We start from the raw sequence: 17,824 nt of genomic DNA, 5'->3' as shown, positions 1-17,824 counted from the left end.
CTGTTTTGGAAGCAGGAATATCAACACAAAAGCATTGAATAATTTTTTTAATCTTGTAGTGACTTAATTTACTGTTTTCTATCATGATTCTAGACTAACATAATCATTTTGCTAGTCTAGAGCCTTTGTATAACAATTCTAATCAAGACGGCCTGCTGCCCATGCCATAGTATATTTGGTCTAAATTTCTCTTATTTTTATTAGAAAAATAAATAGGTTAATAATATATGACAGCACATCTAATCGTAATTGTAGGTGGCGGCGCAGGTGGATTGGAGCTGGCTACTCAACTGGGCGAAACCTTAGGCAAAAGTGGTAAAGCGCATATTACGCTGGTAGATCAGAAACTGACGCATATCTGGAAACCCTTATTGCATGAAATTGCTGCAGGTACGCTTAATCCGCATGCAGAAGAAACCAATTATTTTAGTCATGCTGCAGCTCATAATTATCACTTTGTGCTGGGAACATTTGTTGATCTGGATCGTAAGGCTAAAGAAATTGTTCTGGAAACAGATTACTTTTCTAAAAAAGCTCAGCCTAAACAGAAGAAACACATCAGCTATGACACGCTGGTGCTGGCATTAGGTTCCACTTCCAATGATTTTAATACGGAAGGTGTCGCACAATACTGCCATTTTCTCGACAGCCGTCAGCAAGCTGATGTCTTCCAGCAGGATCTGCTACATCTTTATCTCAATGCTCAAAATCAGACCTCTTCCCGTGAGCTTAAAATTGCCATTATTGGAGCCGGTGCGACTGGTGTAGAACTGGCTGCCGAGCTGGTGATCGCCAAACAAAACTTTTTTAAATATGGTCTGAACAAGATTGATCCAAATAAAGTCAAAATCACTTTGATTGAAGCCGCTGATCGGATCTTACCTGCACTGTCTGAGAAAATGGCTGAACACACCATGGAGCAACTCGATCGTCTAGGTATTGAGGTATTAACCAGTCATAGGGTCGCTAAAGTCGATGAAGACCAGATTTATTTTGCTGATGGTTCAAGCCTCGAAGCAGAAATTAAAGTCTGGGCTGCTGGAATTAAAGCACCTGAAGTTCTGGCAAAACTTAAAGAGCTGGAAAAAGACAATATTAATCGCCTAAAAGTTTATGCAACTCTGCAAACTTTATCAGACCCGGATATTTTCGTTTTTGGTGATTGTGCGCACTGTCAGCCTGAAGCAGATCAACCGGTTTTAGGCCCCCGTGCACAGGTCGCCAGCCAGCAGGCCGCTTTTCTGGTCCGAGCCTTAAAAGCACGCATTAATGGCGAAAGCTATTTACCGATGTTCAAGTTTTCTGACAAAGGTTCATTAGTGTCTTTAAGTCAAAACAGCGCTGTCGGTGAATTATTGGGTCAGGTCAATGTTCAAGGCTTTGTCGCGAAATCCATGTATGTATCCCTATACCGGATTCATCAGGCCACCATTCATGGCTATACCCATGCTGGCCTATTAACTGCCAAAGACTTTGTTACACGAAAAATTGCACCCAAGCTGAAATTGCATTGAAATTGTAAATATTGTCCTCATATATGAAAAAATCGTCATTAAACATGTCAAATTGCATTTTTTTGCTATTTTTAGTCTACAAAAATACAATTTCACTTTATGATGTACCCTTAAAAAATTGAATGGATCAATTAATATGACTGCTATTGCAAATAACCTCGTGGTTTCTTTCCACTACACATTGACTAACGCAGAGGGTGAAACTCTCGACAAATCTCAAGGTGAACCACTTGCCTATTTGCACGGTGCAGGTAACATCATCCCTGGTTTAGAAAAAGCTTTAGAAGGCAAAACTGTTGGTGAAAAATTCACTGTAAATGTTCCTGCTGCTGAAGGCTATGGCGAATATAACCCAGAGCTAGTGCAAGAAGTGCCTAAACAAATGTTCCAAGGTGTAGACAACATCCAAGCAGGCATGCAATTCCAAGCACAAACTGATGACGGCGTTCAAATCGTAACTGTTAAAGCAGTTGAAGGTGACAACGTAGTTGTTGATGCTAACTTCCCGCTTGCTGGTCAAGATTTAACTTTCGAAGTTGAAATCGTGTCTATCCGTGAACCTTCTCAAGAAGAACTTGATCACGGTCACGTACACGGTGCAGGTGGTCACCACCACTAAGACTTCCCGGTCTTTAGCACAAAAAGGCAAAGTGAAAACTTTGCCTTTTTTATTGCCTTAAGATTTTAAATATAAAAAAGCAGGACTACTGCCCTGCTTTTCATCATTAAAATCGCGAATCACTCAAATTACGCAATCATTAACGTTTGTTATAGATCTGCATTGCTGCTGGCAGATTTTGACGCATTGCTGCGATACGCTGACTGTTCGATGGGTGAGTAGACAGGAAAGTCGCGCCAGTGCTACCACCTTCAAGCTTGTTCATTTTTTCCCAAAGAGTAATCGCTGCATTCGGGTTATAGCCAGCACGCGCCATGAGAGTTAAACCGCCCTGATCAGCACGGCTTTCTAGGTTACGTGAGTAAGGCAAGCCGATACCAATCTGGCTACCCAATTGTGCTACTGCAGCACCACCTTGTCCTACGCCCGCTGCATTTAAACCAATACCCAATGCCAGATCAGTCAGGGCTTGTGCACCAAGTTTCTGTTTCGCATGCTCTTCCAGGGCATGGACCATTTCATGACCCATAATGGCTGCAATTTCAGCATCGGTCAGATTCAGCTTGTTCACGATACCGGTATAGAACACCACTTTACCACCAGGTGCCACAAAAGCGTTGACCTGATCAGATTTCAATACGGCCAACTGCCATTGGAATGCAGTACCCGTCTGGTTCAGCTGGTTGGCATAAGGTTTTAAACGGTTAAAAACAGCATTAATACGACTGTATGTCGCTGAACTGGTATCCAGCTGGCCTTTCGCTTTAGCGTCTGCCACCATGGCATTGTAGCTTTGGCTGGCTGAAGCATTTAAAGTCGCAGTATCTGCACCTGCAATATCGGCAATAGTTGTACAACCAGACAAAGTAATGGCTGCGGCTGCACCCATACCTAACAAGAATTTATTTTTCATTATAGTGACTCCACCATAAGCAAAAGGTTAATTTACATTGTAAAAAATTATAAGTTAAAGGCCGGATCAACTAAATGTACAATTACTTCATCTTGTTATATTTTATGTAATTTTAACCCCAATACTGTATCGTAAGCCAATAAATCAGACAGACAATATTTAAACCTAAATATAAATAACACAAAGGTTTAATTTTTTCTTCTAAAATTTCACTTTTACGCTTAAAAAATAGAAAAGCATTCTGTAACAAGATGACCGGTACCAATACACAGGCAATGATCACACTCAAGCCAATAAATGCACCGTAAATAATGTCAGGATCCCGAGTTTGGGCACGGATAATCAGCATCGCAATTGTCGGTGCGCCGCCCATCGCGAATAACAAGGAATAGAACATCGTTCCCGAGATATTTTTATGCATCCTGCATACTCATATTTTATTTTGTTTTATTCTAACAAGCGCCATGCCACTGCACAGCACTTGCTGTTAAGACTTTAGTTCTGAATTTCCAAATTATTTCTTAGCTTTATATACCGTCATCGCTTCAGGCATCAGCTGTTGCAAGACTGCAATTCGGTCATCATTTGTTGGATGCGTAGATGTAAATTTATTCAGGACGCTATTGCCACGGCTGTCTTGCGCATTCATTTTTTGCCACAACGTAATCGCTGCATTCGGGTTATAGCCCGCTCGTGCCATTAGCATGAGCCCGCCTTTATCGGCACGGCTTTCCAGATTACGTGAGAATGGCAAGCCCACACCAAATTGAGCACCCATATCCAGCAGTAGCCCACCATAACCACCAGCGGACTGCCCGACATACTTGCTACCGATACTTACTGCCAAATCGGTAAGTGCTTGCGCTCCTACCTTATTTTTAGAATGTTCCTCAAGCGCGTGCACCATTTCATGTCCCATGATGGCAGCAACTTCATCGTCTGTAAGTTTTAGTGTGTCGACAATACCCGTATAGAACACCACCTTGCCACCTGGTGCGACATAGGCATTAATCTCGTTAGATTTGATCACAGCCACTTGCCAGTCAAACTTCTGACCAGTCTGGTTCAGTTGATCCGCATACGGCTTCATTTTCAGGAAAACCCGATTTACTTTTTTATAGGTGGCAGAAGTCGTATCCAGAATCTGTTTCTGCTTGGCTTCTGTCAGCATCTGATTATAGCTTTGTGCTGCACTCAGATTTAATGTCGCTGAATCAGCCCCCATCAGATCTGCAACCGTAGTACACCCCGTTAATGTGGTCGCGATAACCATCCCCGCCAATAAATTTTTATATTTCATGACCTTCTCAAATATATAAGGTCAAAACATCATAAAGAATCCAAACAGGTTTTCAATCATTTTTATAAGCTTTTCCAAATAAAAAACCCTGTGAAATCACAGGGGTTTTTATCATTTTCAGCTTAAAGGATTAAGCATCAAACGGATGGCGAAGAATAATGGTTTCTTCACGGTCTGGACCAGTTGAAATGATGTCGATTGGACATTCAATCAATTGTTCAAGACGTTTCACATAGTTAATTGCCGCTTGTGGCAATTGATCTAGTGATTTCGCACCGAAAGTAGATTCTTTCCAGCCTGGCATAGTCTCGTAAATTGGTTTTAAAGTTTCAAATGCAAGCGCATCAGAAGAACCAACACAGCCAGAATCAGCAGCTTCGTAACCTACACAGATTTTCACTTCTTCCAAACCGTCAAGAACGTCAAGTTTAGTCAAGCAAATACCAGACAGTGAGTTCACTTCTACTGAACGACGCAGGATTTCAGCATCGAACCAGCCACAACGACGTTGACGGCCAGTAGACGCACCAAATTCTGAACCTACAGTACCCAGGTGTTTACCAATTGCATCACCTGTATCTGTTGCAGCGTCATACACCAACTCAGTTGGGAATGGACCTGAACCTACACGAGTAGTATACGCTTTAGTAATACCAAGAACGTAGTCAAGGTGTAATGGACCAAGACCTGAACCTGAGCTTACGCCACCAGCAGTCGTGTTTGAAGAAGTCACGTACGGATATGTACCGTGGTCAACGTCAAGCAATGAACCTTGTGCACCTTCGAACATGATTTTCTTGCCAGCTTTACGGTAAGCGTGAAGTTCACCAGTCACGTCCATAACCATAGGCTCGATCACTTTGCGCCATTCGTCGCAAAGCGCAAGTACGTCTTCAACTTTAACTGCTTCAACACCGAAGAATTGAGTCAATTGGAAGTTGTGGTATTCAAGCAATTCTTCAAGCTGAGCTTTCAGATGTTCGCCACCACGTACCAGGTCAGCAACACGGATTGCACGACGTGCCACTTTATCTTCATAAGCAGGCCCGATCCCACGACCAGTTGTACCGATTTTCGCATTACCACGTTTTTTCTCACGAGCTTGGTCAAGTGCGATGTGGTGCGGAAGAATCAATGGACAGTTTGGAGAAATGCGTAGACGTTCACGTACTGGCACGCCTTCTTTTTCAAGAATATCCATCTCTTTGATGAGCGCTTCAGGTGAAAGAACCACACCATTACCAATTAAGCACAATACGTTTTCACGTAAAATACCTGATGGAATGAGGTGTAATACAGTTTTCTTACCACCAACCACGAGAGTATGACCTGCGTTATGTCCGCCTTGATAACGAACTACTGCAGCCGCTTGATCTGTGAGCAGGTCGACGATTTTACCCTTACCTTCGTCGCCCCATTGGGTACCAAGTACCACAACATTCTTGCCCATAATAGCCTCATTACATCATGCTGTTAAAGTTGAAAGTCCCACTCAGCGACATGAACACTGAGTAAAACAATTAAAGCGATTAAATCGTTTTGATGGTCCACTCACCGTCCACATTCACCAGCTGGTGAGTTGCATACGGTACTGAGTTTAAATCATCATTACCTAATAACTGAATTACACTTAAGCCTTGTGCACGGGTTGCCTGAATCGCATTTAACAGCGCAGCATCTGTACCCTTAGGTGCTACCACAACTTTAGCTGTAGCAAACTTGCCTGCACTTAAAGCATATAAGTCACAAGAGAAACCGGTTGCCGGACGTGCACGACCAAAATGCTCACCAATGCCATCATAACGGCCACCTTGTGCCAGTGCCGCAGCACGGTTTGGTGCATAAACTGCATACATCAGGCCGGTGTGATAATGGTATGAACGTAACTCGACGACATCAATCCCAATATGCAGATTCGGCCAGCGCACCTGAACTTCATTTTTGGTGGTTTGCAGTGCATCAAATGCCTGTTTGAAGGCTGGATTTTCTAATACTTCAGCACTTAAATTCGTTTTTAAGGCATCCAGGTCACTTGCAAAGCGGCCAAGCGTATAGAAGTCTGAACCAAACTTAAGATTTGCAGTAAATTCAGCCAGTTCCGGCAATGCTTTACGTTGATACAGATCAGACAGTTGGCGTTCGGTTGCTTTACTTAAACCCGCTTGTGCAATCAGACTACGGAACAGACCAACATGACCTAAGTCAAGGTGGACGCCGTCGGCCAGACCCGCTTCCTGAATCAGGCTGATCATCAAGTCAACCATTTCCACGTCAGCGTCAATGCTGTCTGAACCAAATAATTCTGCACCTAACTGCAATGGTGCACGTGTGGTATTAAATCCTTGAGGTTTCGTATGTAAAACCGTACCCGCATAACAATAACGAGCCACACCTTCCACTGGATGTACATGCGCATCGATACGAGCCACTTGTGGTGTCATATCGGCACGCACACCAAGCAAACGGCCAGACAACTGGTCGATCACTTTAAAAGTGGCTAAGTCTAAATCCTGATTCGATTCTGAGAGAGAAGATAGAGATTCAATGTATTCAATAAATGGCGTGTACACCAGCTGATAACCTCGAGATGCGAGGAAATCCAGTGATTGACGGCGCAGGCTTTCGATGACTTGCGCTTGTTCTGGTAATACATCAGCTACACCATCAGGTAATAACCATGTCTCTGAAATGGGCATGTTGTAAACCTAAATTCTTGTCAGCGCGGAATAAACCGCATAAAAAAATCGGGAGCACACCCGATTTCTCCTAGTCTAGCACGATCGTTTAGGCTGTGCATCGCAATTTTGATAATTTTCTCTGACTGAACAAAGGACTTAGATAGATAAACCAAACCATCTCCCTCTTATCAAGAGAAAATAGGCTGAATAAAATTTAACAACCAACATATCAACTTGATTTTCTAATATATTTCCCCAACCAAAACAATGACGAAAAACTTATTCTTGATTCAATCCTCATCTATCCAAGGGTAAGAATTTATAAAATATCAGTACTAGATGCTTAAAAATAATCCTATACAAAAACCTAATGTGCAGACTTAAATGACCAAGAAAACAGCATCATTCTGGTAGAGTTTAAAGGGACTGCAAAGACTTCTGTATTTCTTATAAACTTTCTTTCTCCCTCTAGAATAAAACCTGATTATCTCATGCCTCCCTTTCAGCCAAGTATAACGCCTTCTGATGCCACTCCTCTGAGTGAATTCTAGCGTGGTGTGAAAGACTGCATACCTTTATTATTAGGTGTAATTCCTCTCGCGCTGGTCTTGGGCGCAACAGCAGCACAAAAAGATTTTAGCCTGCTTGAGGTTCCCTTGCTGACCGGGCTGAACTTTGCTGGCGGTTCCGAGTTTGCAGTTTTAGAAGCCTGGACTGATCCACCGCATCTGCTTACCTTAATCTTTATTAGTTTTCTCATTAACAGCCGCTATATTCTGCTCGGTGCCAGTTTAGTACCTTATTTAAGACATCTTCCAAATCGAAAAGTCTTTCCGGCATTATTTTTTATGGTGGATGAGAGCTGGGCCTTAAGCCTGACAGATGCACAGCGTCGACTGGCACAGTTTGGTTATCGATATGCTTTTAGTCTGCTTTATTATGCCGGGCTATGTATTGTTCTTTATCTGGCTTGGGTCGGCTTTACGACACTCGGTGCCCTGCTTGGACCCGTGCTAGGAGACATTAACCGTTTTGGTTTTGATATGGCTTTCCCCGCCATTATGCTGGTCTTACTGAAAGGTATGTGGAAAGGCTTTATTGAAGCCAGACCTTGGCTAATCAGTTGTATTTGTGCTGCACTGGCTTATAGCTATCTACCGGGAAACTGGTATGTGCTGATTGGTGCGCTTGCAGGCATTGCCTCTGCCTTCTGGCTCATTCAGGAGAATGAAGCATGATCCAGATGAGCACTTTTATCGCCATCTTATTGGTGGCGCTAACGACTTACTGCACTCGGATACTTAGCTATGTCTTACTCAAAAATAAAACTTTGAGCAAACGTCAGCGTAAAATTCTGGAAGTGATTCCGGGTTGTGTACTGATTTCGATGATCACCCCATATTTTTTTACGAGATGATCCAGCTGATCTGATCGCTATAATGGTGACACTATTCGTTGCATCACGCTTTGGCATGCTGCCGACCATTTTGATTAGCATGGCCTCGGCAGTTATTTTAAGAACGTTACTGGTTTAAATCCTTTATATAAGGCTAGGCCAGCATAAAAAGGTCTTATGACTTTGGTTCTACTACTTTAGCGAGCAGATTTACCAGTTCTGCATTTTGCAGTTCAACTTTTTGCAGTTTGGCTGTAGTCTGATCCAGTACTTCCTGCTGCACATGCATCTTTTTCGCCAGATCCTGCATAATTTCCAAGGTCTTTTTTAAATTTTCTTCCAGATGCGCCACTTTTTCCTCAACTGGCACGCCTTCCACACTTTGTGAACTCTCATTATTATTAAATTGCAGCCAGATCAAAAAAATCACAGCCAAGGTCAGTAATATAATAAATCCCCAGATCAACATCATGTGCTTGCTCTTATTCCATTTAATTATCTTTATCTTAACGAAAAAATATCCAGATCACAGAAATATTCGGCATAAATCCAGAGCTTTTCGATCAATTACGTTCAACTTCTTATTCATTTTCTTCTAATTTTTTAATCTTGCATAAAAAAGCACCCCATTTGGGATGCTTTCAAAATAGCTTAATCTGTATAAAAGGATTCACAGAGATCCAGCAAACGGTTGGCATAACCCCATTCATTATCATACCAGGCAAATACTTTAGCCTGATGCCCCACTACCAGGGTTTGGGTCAGATCCACAATCAATGAGTAAGGCGAATGATTAAAGTCTGAAGATACTAAAGGCTCATCTGTCACAGACATGATTTCAGCAAAATCCTGACGTGCAGCGTTAATTAATAGTTCATTTAACTGATGATCAGTAATGGGTGACTGAGAAATAAAAGTCAGATCAATTGCTGCGACATTAATGGTTGGCACGCGAATCGAATAACCATCAATCCGGTTCTCCATCTTCGGCATTACGCGTTTTAAAGCACCCAAAGCTGAAGATGTGGTTGGAATAATATTTTGCCCGGAAGCACGGGCACGTCTTAAATCACGATGGGCATGATCCAGTACTGACTGATCCGCAGTCACCGCATGAATTTCAGTCATCAGTGCAGTCTCAATCCCAAAGGCATCATCAATGATTTTGACTAGCGGTACCAATGCCTGCGTAGTACAAGACACGCTAGAAATAATCTGGTCACTTTCTTTGACATCACGATGGTTGACGCCATAGACAATTGCAGCATCCACCGTATCAAACGGTGCAGCGCCGATAATCACCCGTTTTGCCCCGGCAGTAATATGCTGAGTCGCAGCCTCACGCGAACGGAATAAGCCGGTACATTCCAATACCACATCAATATTCAGTTCATGCCATGGCATTTCCACCGGATTCGCCTGTCTTAACACCTGAACTTTCTGATAAGCATCGCGATAAGTGACATGCAGGTAGGCATACTCATCTTCATACGTCAGATCAACCTGCCCCGGGAAACGGCCATGAGTAGAATCATATTTAAATAAATGCAATAAGGTTTCAACGTCGGCAACGTCATTAATGGCAACGATGTCAAAATTAAAATCTTTCGGATTTTCAAACCATGCACGCAACACATTGCGTCCGATTCGTCCAAAACCATTAATTGCGATACGTTGCATCGACGTTCCCTACTGCGGCATAAAACTTTATGCGCCTATATTAATGGAATTATCCAGCTGACTGATAACTATTCAGCTAAATCCACTAAAAATTACACAGAATGTCCAATATTTCATCGAAAAATTCATGCTTTACTTGAAGCAATCCAGTCTTTCTATCAGCGAGAATGAAGATAAATTGCTGTAATGACAATAGCTTTTGATTTTGCAGGGCATTTTTCTGATTTTTCCAATATTCATTCCTTATAGTTTTATGATCTATAAATATGAAAATCATTGGTTGAACAGGCATTTTCCGTTATAATTTGGCGTTTTTAAATATTTAAGCCCCGCATTGCAGCAGAGAACCAACCTTCTTGTCAGACTGTGATGTTTTTAGCCAAATCGGAAATTATGGAGTGACTTGGTTGTGAGTACTCGTTTTATGACATCAGCTGAAATTCGCGAAGCTTTTTTAAGCTACTTTGAATCGCAAGGGCATACACGTGTCGCGTCGAGTTCTCTGGTTCCTGCCAACGACCCAACATTATTGTTTACCAATGCTGGTATGAACCAGTTTAAAGACTGCTTCCTGGGTCTGGAAAAACGTGACTACGTTCGTGCAACATCTTCACAAAAATGTGTACGTGCAGGTGGTAAACACAACGACTTAGATAACGTTGGCTACACAGCTCGTCACCACACATTCTTTGAAATGCTGGGTAACTTCTCGTTTGGTGATTACTTCAAACGTGATGCGATTAAATTTGCCTGGGAATTTCTGACCGGCGACAAATGGCTGGCACTGCCTAAAGACAAATTGTACGTAACTGTGTATCACACTGATGACGAAGCGTTTGATATCTGGAATAAAGAAGTTGGTCTAGATGCCAGCCGTATTATCCGCATTGGTGATAACAAAGGCGAAAAATACGCATCAGACAATTTCTGGGCAATGGGCGATACTGGTCCTTGTGGTCCATGTTCTGAAATCTTCTATGATCACGGTGAGCACATTTGGGGTGGCCTGCCTGGTACACCTGAAGAAGATGGCGACCGTTTCATCGAAATCTGGAACAACGTATTCATGCAGTTCAACCGTACTGCGGATGGCGTCCTGCACCCTCTTCCAGCACCTTCTGTTGATACCGGTATGGGCCTTGAGCGTATTTCTGCGGTTCTGCAACATGTCAACTCTAACTATGAAATCGACCTGTTCCAAAACCTGTTAAAAGCTGCTGCTGAAATTATCGGTCTAGATACTTCAGATATTGAAGCGAAAGCACAAGCTGAAAACAAACCGGTTGAATACCCTGCTTCACTTAAAGTTGTGGCTGACCATGCACGTTCATGCTGCTTCCTGATTGCGGATGGTGTGAACCCTTCGAATGAAGGTCGTGGTTATGTACTGCGTCGTATCATCCGCCGTGCAGTTCGTCACGGTAACAAACTGGGTGCGACTGGTTCATTCTTCCACAAAATGCTTCAGCCTTTAATTGATGTAATGGGTGCTGCTTATCCAGACCTTGAAGCAAACAAAACACGTATCGAAGCTGCATTGCTGAAAGAAGAAGAACAATTCGCGAAAACACTTGAGCAAGGTCTGAAATTGCTTGAAGGCGAATTGGCAAACCTGAAAGGTTCTGTGATTCCAGGTGAAATCGTATTCAAACTTTATGATACTTACGGCTTCCCAACTGACCTTACAGCAGATATCGCACGTGAACGTGATTTAACGATTGACGAAGTTGGCTTTGAAAAAGAAATGGCTGCACAACGTCAACGCGCACGTGATGCAGGTAAATTCGCAATCGACTATAACAGCGTTGTTAAAGTTGAAGGCGAAACTCAGTTTGAAGGTTATGACGCAACAGCAGGTCAAGGTCAAATCATCGCAATCTATAAAGATGGCGAACAGGTTGACGAAGTGGTTGAAGGCGACGAAGCATTAATCGTTCTTAACCAGACTCCTTTCTATGCAGAAAGCGGTGGTCAAATCGGTGATACAGGACTCTTCAAAAACGATACCGGTATTTTCGAAGTTCAAGATACCAAAAAATCTGGTGGTGCATTCGTTCACCAAGGTATCGTGACTATGGGTAACTTGAAAGTTACTCAAAACGTGGAAGCAACGGTTAAAGCCGACATTCGTGCCGCAACTGCACGTAACCACTCTGCAACTCACTTGCTACACGCTGCCCTACGTCAAATCCTGGGTTCACACGTACAACAAAAAGGTTCATTGGTTGCGTCTGACGTATTACGTTTCGACTTTGCTAACGATCAGCCTGTAACGTTTGAGCAACTGCAAGAAATTGAACGTCTGGTAAATGCCGAAGTGATTGCCAACACGCCTGTTACCACTGAACTGCTCGACATCGAATCTGCGAAAGCCAAAGGTGCGATGATGCTGTTCGGTGAGAAATACGGTGAAGAAGTTCGCGTATTGTCTATGGGTTCAGTGATTGACGAGAAAAACTTCTCAATCGAGCTGTGTGGCGGTATTCACGTGAAACGTACAGGTGACATCGGTCTGTTCAAAATCACTTCTGAAGGTGGTGTCGCAGCAGGTGTACGTCGTATTGAAGCCGTAACCGGTACTAAAGCGGTTGAAGCCGTACAGAAAGTCGATCGTGATGTTCAATATATCAATGGTTTGTTAAAAGCACAGAACCATCAAACAGTCGAAAAAGTTGAAGCTGTGGTGGACACTGCGCATCAATTGCAAAAACAGATTGAACAGCTGAATCAAAAATTGGCAAGCCTACAAGCCGGTGAACTTTTAAGCCAGGTTCAAGAGCTTGCTGGTCGTAAAACATTAATCACGACTGTTCAGGGTATGGATGCGAAAGCACTACGTAACCTGCACGATGGTGTGAAATCAAAATTAGAAAATGCAGTCATTGTTCTTGCAGGTGTAGAGGGTGACAAGGTTAGCTTGATTGCATCTGTAGCTAAAGACTTTACTGCTTCTATTAAAGCGGGTGACATCATCAAACACTTGGCAACTGAGCTAGGTGGTAAAGGTGGTGGTAAACCTGACTTGGCACAAGGTGGCGCGCCACTTAACGAGAAGTTTGCTCCAGTGATGGCTGATTTAGCAGCTTGGCTTGAAGCAAAATAAAAACTTCATTTTGTGTAACTGACCCTGATCGGAAAATCAGGGTCATGGTTTATATGGAACAACTATGGCATTAATCGTTCAAAAATATGGCGGTACCTCAATGGGTACTCCCGAGCGCATTCTCAATGTTGCTCGTCGTGTGAAGCGCTGGCATGACCATGGCCACAAGATGGTTGTAGTCGTATCTGCTATGAGTGGTGAAACCAACCGCTTGCTTGCTCTCGCGAAAGCCATTACCGAAACCCCTGACCCACGTGAACTTGACCAAATGGTTTCTACGGGTGAACAGGTAACGATTTCCATGTTAGCTATGGCGCTGAATTCAATTGGCGTTGAAGCTAAATCTTTAACTGGTCGCCAGGTTGGTATTAAAACTGACAGTGCATTCACCAAAGCACGTATCGAATCTATTGATACCGATGTATTGACTGAAAACCTGGATGCAGGCCGCGTGATCGTGGTGGCTGGTTTCCAAGGCTTTGATGCTGATGGCAATACCACAACTTTAGGCCGTGGTGGTTCTGATACTTCAGGTGTCGCACTTGCTGCAGCGCTTAAAGCGGATGAATGTCAGATTTACACAGACGTTGATGGCGTATATACGACTGACCCTCGTGTTGCGCCTAAAGCGAAAAAAGTAGACCGTATCTCTTTCGAAGAAATGCTGGAAATGGCATCTTTAGGTTCTAAAGTCCTGCAAATTCGCTCTGTAGAATTTGCAGGCAAGTACCAAGTGCCTTTACGCGTACTCTCAAGCTTCGATAATGACAATGATGGCGCATTTGACGAAGACTTCAAAAACAACGTCGGAACTCTTATTACTACTGAACTGGAAGACAACATGGAACAGCCAATTATCTCTGGTATCGCGTTCAACCGCGACGAAGCTAAACTGACTATTCTGGGTGTTCCAGATGAGCCAGGTATTGCATCTAAAATTCTTAAACCAATTGGTGATGCCAATATCGAAGTGGATATGATTATCCAGAACGTTGAAGAAGATGGTACAACTGATTTCACGTTTACTGTAAACCGCGGTGAACTCGCTAAAGCCAAAAAAATCCTTGAAGAAACTGCTCAAGCGATTGGCGCACGTGAAGTTGCAACTCGTGATGATATCGTAAAAGTGTCTATCGTAGGTGTAGGTATGCGTTCTCACGCTGGTGTAGCGAGCAAAATGTTCACTGCCCTTGCTGATGAAGGCATCAACATCCTGATGATTTCTACTTCTGAAATCAAGATTTCAGTAATTATCGAAGAGAATTATCTTGAGCTTGCAGTTCGCTCACTTCACACTGCGTTTGGTTTAGACCGTGAACATGGTGAATCTAGCGCACGCGCTTAAGAGAACTACAAAATACCGTCATTGTCTGACAGTATTTCATTAAATCTCTACAAAAATGCAGGGCCACTATAGTTTTTTTTATAGTGGCTCTGTTATATTAAGCCTAAGGATTTTCAACAGTCTGGATAGTTAACCTCTTCATTTCATGGACAGGACTTTCTATTCAAACTTTAATTATATAATTTTAGGTTGTGTTTTTTTATTACATTCAATAGATTGCAGGTTTTGCATTTTGCAAGGAGAGAAACATGCTGATTTTGACTCGACGCGTCGGGGAAACTTTAATGATCGGAGACCAAGTCAGCGTGACTGTACTTGGTGTAAAAGGCAACCAGGTTCGTATTGGGGTAAATGCTCCGAAAGAAGTCTCTGTACACCGTGAAGAGATTTACCAGCGTATCCAGCATGAACGTGCAATGCATGAACATCTTCAGCATATTGACCAGGATTATCAGCCTTCTTCTTATGAAGATGATAACCAGACACAAAATAACTTTAACCGTTAATTTTGTATGAATATAAAAGCGGCGTTTAAGCCGCTTTTAATTTGCCTAATTTTCAACTGCATAGCAAAATAATCAGACTTTATCCCGCCTGCTGCTGATCAAGTAACGCTGCCAGCACTTTTTTCACCGGTCCAAAACTACGACGGTGCTCATCAATTACCCCATGTAACGCTATCGCTTCAAAATGTGCTTTGGTCGGATAACCCTTATGCTTGGCAAAGCCAAATTGCGGATACTTCTGATCCATCTCCACCATCTGGCGATCCCGGGTCACTTTTGCCAGAATACTGGCTGCCGAGATTTCAGGATGCAAGGCATCCCCACCTACGACGGCATCACAGCTCATCGCAAGGCCTTGAGGAATCTTGTTGCCATCGACCAGCACATGTTCCGGCTGAATGCTTAATGCTTCCACAGCGCGGCGCATTGCCAGCAAAGAGGCCTGCAAAATATTATGCTCGTCGATTTCTGCCGCAGAGGCTTCAGCGATGGCCCAAGCCAGTGCTTTTTCCTGAATCTCAATAAAAAGTTTTTCGCGCTTCTTCTCGCTTAGCTTCTTGGAATCATTTAAGCTCTCAATCGGGTTATTCGGATCCAATATCACAGCCGCAGCGACCACCGATCCTACTAATGGCCCACGCCCTGCTTCATCTACACCAGCAATATTCATTTTATTTCCCATAAAAAATAGGCTGAACCAGTCAGCCTATTCAAATTTGATTTTGACTTAGTTTACCGCTTCAGCCACGCAAGCGTTAATAGTATTTGCAACGACATTGCCTACAATAGTTGCACGTGCTGCTGGGTCAATTGCTGCAGTCGCCAAATCTACCGCAGTCACGTTTTGTGGTGCCTTTTCACTCACGCAACCACAAATTTCAGACTGGATATTCTGTTTTTGTGTTTCTGTCATTAAACGTGTTGCAGTTTGCCAAGCCGGAATATTATTTAGTTCAGTAACACATTTTGCATTGATGGCAATTTTAATGGCTGCAGAACCGAGTTGCTGACCTGTACTTGCTTGAGTTGGGGTGCCTGTACCTTCGGGTGCTACGCAGGCAGAAAGAACAAGTGCTAATGGAGCAACAACAGCCAATAATTTTTTCACGGATTTTATCCTTTTTTCAACTTTTAAAATATGCAGCTATTGTGCCGAAGTTTATCGCAATAAGAAATCTAAAAATGCGCCATGATGTCTAATCTGCGCACAGCCAGATTCACAGCCATCACAGGAAAGAAGACTCACTACTCATTTAAGGGTAAGGCCTGAATAAGCCAGCACCCAAAAATCCTTAATTGATAAACTCGCCCATACAGCCTTTTAAGCTATTGGCAATTGCTTTACGGGTCAGCTCTTTTTTAGTTTCTTCATCAACGGTTGCTTTTAACAGGGTTTTAGCCGGAACACCTTCCAAGGCATGCTCACCTACACAGCCACATACTTTTTGCTGTAAATGCTGTTTATTGGCTTCAGCCATGAAATAAGTACCCATTTTCCAGACTTTGGAATCTTTCAGCTCTTGGCCACACTGATATTCAATCAGAGGTTTCAGGGCTTTCTGAGTCATTGAGGTATCTGCACAAGCAGGATTGATTAAGCTAACAGCCAGAACAGGCCACAGGAATTTTAATTTCATCTTTGGTTCACAGATCAGATTAAATAAAAAGGCAGAGCGAACTCCACCCTCTTTGGGCTAACAAATTTACTGGAATGATATTTTAAACGAGTGCCTGAATCAGGCTGATCCATTTCTGTTTTTCAGCATCAGAAATAAATGAAGCTTCAAAAGAATTGATCGCCAGCTGTTTTAGCTCATCATTGCTTAGGTCCAAAGCTTCAGCAATGGCAATGAAATTGTCATTCATATAACCACCGAAATACGATGGATCATCTGAATTCACTGTGACATGCACGCCGTGCTGCAACAGGCGACGGATATTATGCTGCTGCATATCATCTACCACACACAGTTTCAGGTTTGAAAGTGGACATACTGTAAGCGGCATCTTCTCTGCAATCAAACGCTGCATCAATTCTGGATCTTCCTCAGAACGTACCCCATGATCAATACGGTTTACTTTTAATAAATCCAAAGCTTCCCAGACATATTCTGCCGGACCTTCTTCACCCGCATGTGCAACCACCAGAAAACCGGCTTCACGCGCTTTGGCAAAGACACGTTCAAACTTAGACGGTGGATGCCCGACTTCACTTGAATCCAACCCTACTCCAATGATTTGATCTTTATAAGGCAGTGCTTGCTCTAATGTCTCAAATGCTGCTTCTTCACTAAGATGACGTAGGAAACACATGATCAGATGTGAAGTAATGCCTAATTTAGCTTTCGCATCATCACAGGCTCTCTGCAAGCCATTGATCACGGTTTCAAAAGCAATGCCACGATCGGTGTGGGTTTGCGGATCAAAGAACATTTCAGTATGCACGACATTGTCATCTGCGCATTTTTCAAAATACGCCCAGGCCAGATCATAAAAGTCCTGTTCATGAATCAGAACATTGGCGCCCGCGTAGTAGATATCTAGGAAAGATTGCAGATTATGGAAATTATAAGCCTGCTTTACTTCCTCAACCGATTTATAAGGAATGCTAATTTCATTACGCTGTGCAATTGCAAACATTAACTCAGGTTCAAAGGTACCTTCGATATGCACATGCAGCTCAGCTTTTGGCAAGGCCTGAATCAATTCAAGACGGTTCATCGCTACTCCTGATTAAACCTGAGAAAAATAAAAAAGGGTGCAAACTGAG

General features: G+C 42.9%; 17 protein-coding genes and 2 pseudogenes. 7 read left to right on the top strand and 12 right to left on the bottom strand.

Annotated elements, in window-relative coordinates:
* Positions 1-85 (bottom strand): annotated as a pseudogene (locus FTV18_RS13685) (IS1595 family transposase); the annotation flags it as partial.
* A gap of 142 nt (positions 86-227) precedes the next feature.
* Here FTV18_RS13685 and FTV18_RS13680 point away from each other — a divergent pair.
* Both FTV18_RS13680 and slyD read left to right on the top strand, forming a co-directional pair.
* Positions 228-1,514 carry an NAD(P)/FAD-dependent oxidoreductase gene (locus tag FTV18_RS13680; RefSeq protein ID WP_180018480.1) on the top strand — a complete coding sequence of 429 codons (1,287 nt, stop codon included), beginning with the start codon at positions 228-230 and terminating at the stop codon, positions 1,512-1,514.
* 136 nt (positions 1,515-1,650) lie between these two features.
* Positions 1,651-2,133, top strand: coding sequence for a peptidylprolyl isomerase (slyD, locus tag FTV18_RS13675; RefSeq protein WP_004784172.1), 483 nt, complete (start codon positions 1,651-1,653; stop codon positions 2,131-2,133).
* A gap of 139 nt (positions 2,134-2,272) precedes the next feature.
* Here the strand turns inward: slyD and FTV18_RS13670 are convergent, their stop codons facing one another.
* The 5 genes from FTV18_RS13670 to FTV18_RS13650 all read right to left on the bottom strand — a co-directional run bounded on the left by FTV18_RS13670 (position 2,273) and on the right by FTV18_RS13650 (position 7,042).
* Positions 2,273-3,046 (bottom strand): M48 family metallopeptidase, encoded by a 774-nt coding sequence (locus FTV18_RS13670; protein ID WP_125279059.1) that lies wholly within the window; start codon positions 3,044-3,046, stop codon positions 2,273-2,275.
* A gap of 112 nt (positions 3,047-3,158) precedes the next feature.
* Positions 3,159-3,467, bottom strand: a complete 309-nt coding sequence (locus FTV18_RS13665) for a hypothetical protein (protein WP_180004067.1) — start codon at positions 3,465-3,467, stop codon at positions 3,159-3,161.
* Positions 3,468-3,560: 93 nt separating this feature from the next.
* Positions 3,561-4,346 (bottom strand): M48 family metallopeptidase, encoded by a 786-nt coding sequence (locus tag FTV18_RS13660; protein WP_159123237.1) that lies wholly within the window; start codon positions 4,344-4,346, stop codon positions 3,561-3,563.
* 130 nt (positions 4,347-4,476) lie between these two features.
* Positions 4,477-5,796 carry an adenylosuccinate synthase gene (locus FTV18_RS13655; RefSeq protein ID WP_004784184.1) on the bottom strand — a complete coding sequence of 440 codons (1,320 nt, stop codon included), beginning with the start codon at positions 5,794-5,796 and terminating at the stop codon, positions 4,477-4,479.
* Positions 5,797-5,875: 79 nt separating this feature from the next.
* Entirely contained in the window at positions 5,876-7,042 is a 1,167-nt protein-coding gene (locus FTV18_RS13650; RefSeq protein ID WP_004815411.1) for an ATP phosphoribosyltransferase regulatory subunit, read from the bottom strand.
* 539 nt (positions 7,043-7,581) lie between these two features.
* Here FTV18_RS13650 and FTV18_RS13645 point away from each other — a divergent pair.
* Both FTV18_RS13645 and FTV18_RS13640 read left to right on the top strand, forming a co-directional pair.
* On the top strand, positions 7,582-8,262 hold the full coding sequence (locus FTV18_RS13645; protein WP_373686956.1) for an AzlC family ABC transporter permease: 681 nt from the start codon (positions 7,582-7,584) through the stop codon (positions 8,260-8,262).
* Positions 8,259-8,559 (top strand): annotated as a pseudogene (locus FTV18_RS13640) (AzlD family protein). The gene FTV18_RS13645 and the pseudogene FTV18_RS13640 overlap by 4 nt, the downstream one beginning before the upstream one ends.
* Positions 8,560-8,595: 36 nt before the next feature.
* Here the strand turns inward: FTV18_RS13640 and FTV18_RS13635 are convergent.
* Complete coding sequence (locus tag FTV18_RS13635; RefSeq protein ID WP_005236433.1) at positions 8,596-8,892, bottom strand: hypothetical protein; 297 nt, start codon at positions 8,890-8,892, stop codon at positions 8,596-8,598.
* Between the two features lie 179 nt (positions 8,893-9,071).
* A complete protein-coding gene (locus tag FTV18_RS13630; protein WP_180018482.1) occupies positions 9,072-10,100 on the bottom strand; it encodes a type I glyceraldehyde-3-phosphate dehydrogenase in 1,029 nt (342 codons plus the stop codon).
* A 409-nt stretch (positions 10,101-10,509) separates the two neighbouring features.
* Here FTV18_RS13630 and alaS point away from each other — a divergent pair, with 409 nt between their 5' ends.
* The 3 genes from alaS (at position 10,510) to csrA (ending at position 15,054) form a co-directional block, all read left to right on the top strand.
* Positions 10,510-13,203: an alanine--tRNA ligase gene (gene alaS / locus FTV18_RS13625; RefSeq protein WP_180018484.1), complete on the top strand. Its 2,694-nt coding sequence runs from the start codon at positions 10,510-10,512 to the stop codon at positions 13,201-13,203.
* Between the two features lie 64 nt (positions 13,204-13,267).
* Positions 13,268-14,548: an aspartate kinase gene (locus FTV18_RS13620; protein WP_159123232.1), complete on the top strand. Its 1,281-nt coding sequence runs from the start codon at positions 13,268-13,270 to the stop codon at positions 14,546-14,548.
* Positions 14,549-14,796: 248 nt separating this feature from the next.
* The gene (csrA, locus tag FTV18_RS13615; RefSeq protein WP_004784202.1) at positions 14,797-15,054 is read left to right on the top strand and encodes a carbon storage regulator CsrA; all 258 of its coding nucleotides are present in this window, start codon (positions 14,797-14,799) and stop codon (positions 15,052-15,054) included.
* A gap of 79 nt (positions 15,055-15,133) precedes the next feature.
* On the opposite strand, the gene rnhB is transcribed toward csrA, so the two are convergent.
* The 4 genes from rnhB to FTV18_RS13595 form a co-directional block, all read right to left on the bottom strand.
* Positions 15,134-15,724, bottom strand: a complete 591-nt coding sequence (gene rnhB, locus FTV18_RS13610; RefSeq protein WP_180018485.1) for a ribonuclease HII — start codon at positions 15,722-15,724, stop codon at positions 15,134-15,136.
* A 57-nt stretch (positions 15,725-15,781) separates the two neighbouring features.
* A complete protein-coding gene (locus FTV18_RS13605) occupies positions 15,782-16,162 on the bottom strand; it encodes a hypothetical protein (RefSeq protein WP_180018487.1) in 381 nt (126 codons plus the stop codon).
* A 184-nt stretch (positions 16,163-16,346) separates the two neighbouring features.
* Complete coding sequence (locus FTV18_RS13600) at positions 16,347-16,691, bottom strand: hypothetical protein (RefSeq protein ID WP_004815392.1); 345 nt, start codon at positions 16,689-16,691, stop codon at positions 16,347-16,349.
* 82 nt (positions 16,692-16,773) lie between these two features.
* Positions 16,774-17,775 (bottom strand): adenosine deaminase, encoded by a 1,002-nt coding sequence (locus FTV18_RS13595; RefSeq protein WP_004815391.1) that lies wholly within the window; start codon positions 17,773-17,775, stop codon positions 16,774-16,776.
* Positions 17,776-17,824 lie beyond the last annotated feature (49 nt).

This window comes from Acinetobacter sp. YH12241 (assembly GCF_013417535.1).
Lineage (GTDB): Bacteria > Pseudomonadota > Gammaproteobacteria > Pseudomonadales > Moraxellaceae > Acinetobacter.
Note: the sequence above shows the minus strand (reverse complement) of the source record. Positions and strands in the feature narration are given on the sequence as shown.

What these genes read in the sequence shown, in the direction of transcription:
- FTV18_RS13680 (WP_180018480.1), top strand. Translation starts at nt 228, where the DNA reads ATGACAGCACATCTAATCGTAATTGTAGGTGGCGGCGCAGGTGGATTG.
- slyD (WP_004784172.1), top strand. Translation starts at nt 1,651, where the DNA reads ATGACTGCTATTGCAAATAACCTCGTGGTTTCTTTCCACTACACATTG.
- FTV18_RS13670 (WP_125279059.1), bottom strand. Translation starts at nt 3,046, where the DNA reads ATGAAAAATAAATTCTTGTTAGGTATGGGTGCAGCCGCAGCCATTACT.
- FTV18_RS13665 (WP_180004067.1), bottom strand. Translation starts at nt 3,467, where the DNA reads ATGCATAAAAATATCTCGGGAACGATGTTCTATTCCTTGTTATTCGCG.
- FTV18_RS13660 (WP_159123237.1), bottom strand. Translation starts at nt 4,346, where the DNA reads ATGAAATATAAAAATTTATTGGCGGGGATGGTTATCGCGACCACATTA.
- FTV18_RS13655 (WP_004784184.1), bottom strand. Translation starts at nt 5,796, where the DNA reads ATGGGCAAGAATGTTGTGGTACTTGGTACCCAATGGGGCGACGAAGGT.
- FTV18_RS13650 (WP_004815411.1), bottom strand. Translation starts at nt 7,042, where the DNA reads ATGCCCATTTCAGAGACATGGTTATTACCTGATGGTGTAGCTGATGTA.
- FTV18_RS13635 (WP_005236433.1), bottom strand. Translation starts at nt 8,892, where the DNA reads ATGATGTTGATCTGGGGATTTATTATATTACTGACCTTGGCTGTGATT.
- FTV18_RS13630 (WP_180018482.1), bottom strand. Translation starts at nt 10,100, where the DNA reads ATGCAACGTATCGCAATTAATGGTTTTGGACGAATCGGACGCAATGTG.
- FTV18_RS13620 (WP_159123232.1), top strand. Translation starts at nt 13,268, where the DNA reads ATGGCATTAATCGTTCAAAAATATGGCGGTACCTCAATGGGTACTCCC.
- csrA (WP_004784202.1), top strand. Translation starts at nt 14,797, where the DNA reads ATGCTGATTTTGACTCGACGCGTCGGGGAAACTTTAATGATCGGAGAC.
- rnhB (WP_180018485.1), bottom strand. Translation starts at nt 15,724, where the DNA reads ATGAATATTGCTGGTGTAGATGAAGCAGGGCGTGGGCCATTAGTAGGA.
- FTV18_RS13600 (WP_004815392.1), bottom strand. Translation starts at nt 16,691, where the DNA reads ATGAAATTAAAATTCCTGTGGCCTGTTCTGGCTGTTAGCTTAATCAAT.
- FTV18_RS13595 (WP_004815391.1), bottom strand. Translation starts at nt 17,775, where the DNA reads ATGAACCGTCTTGAATTGATTCAGGCCTTGCCAAAAGCTGAGCTGCAT.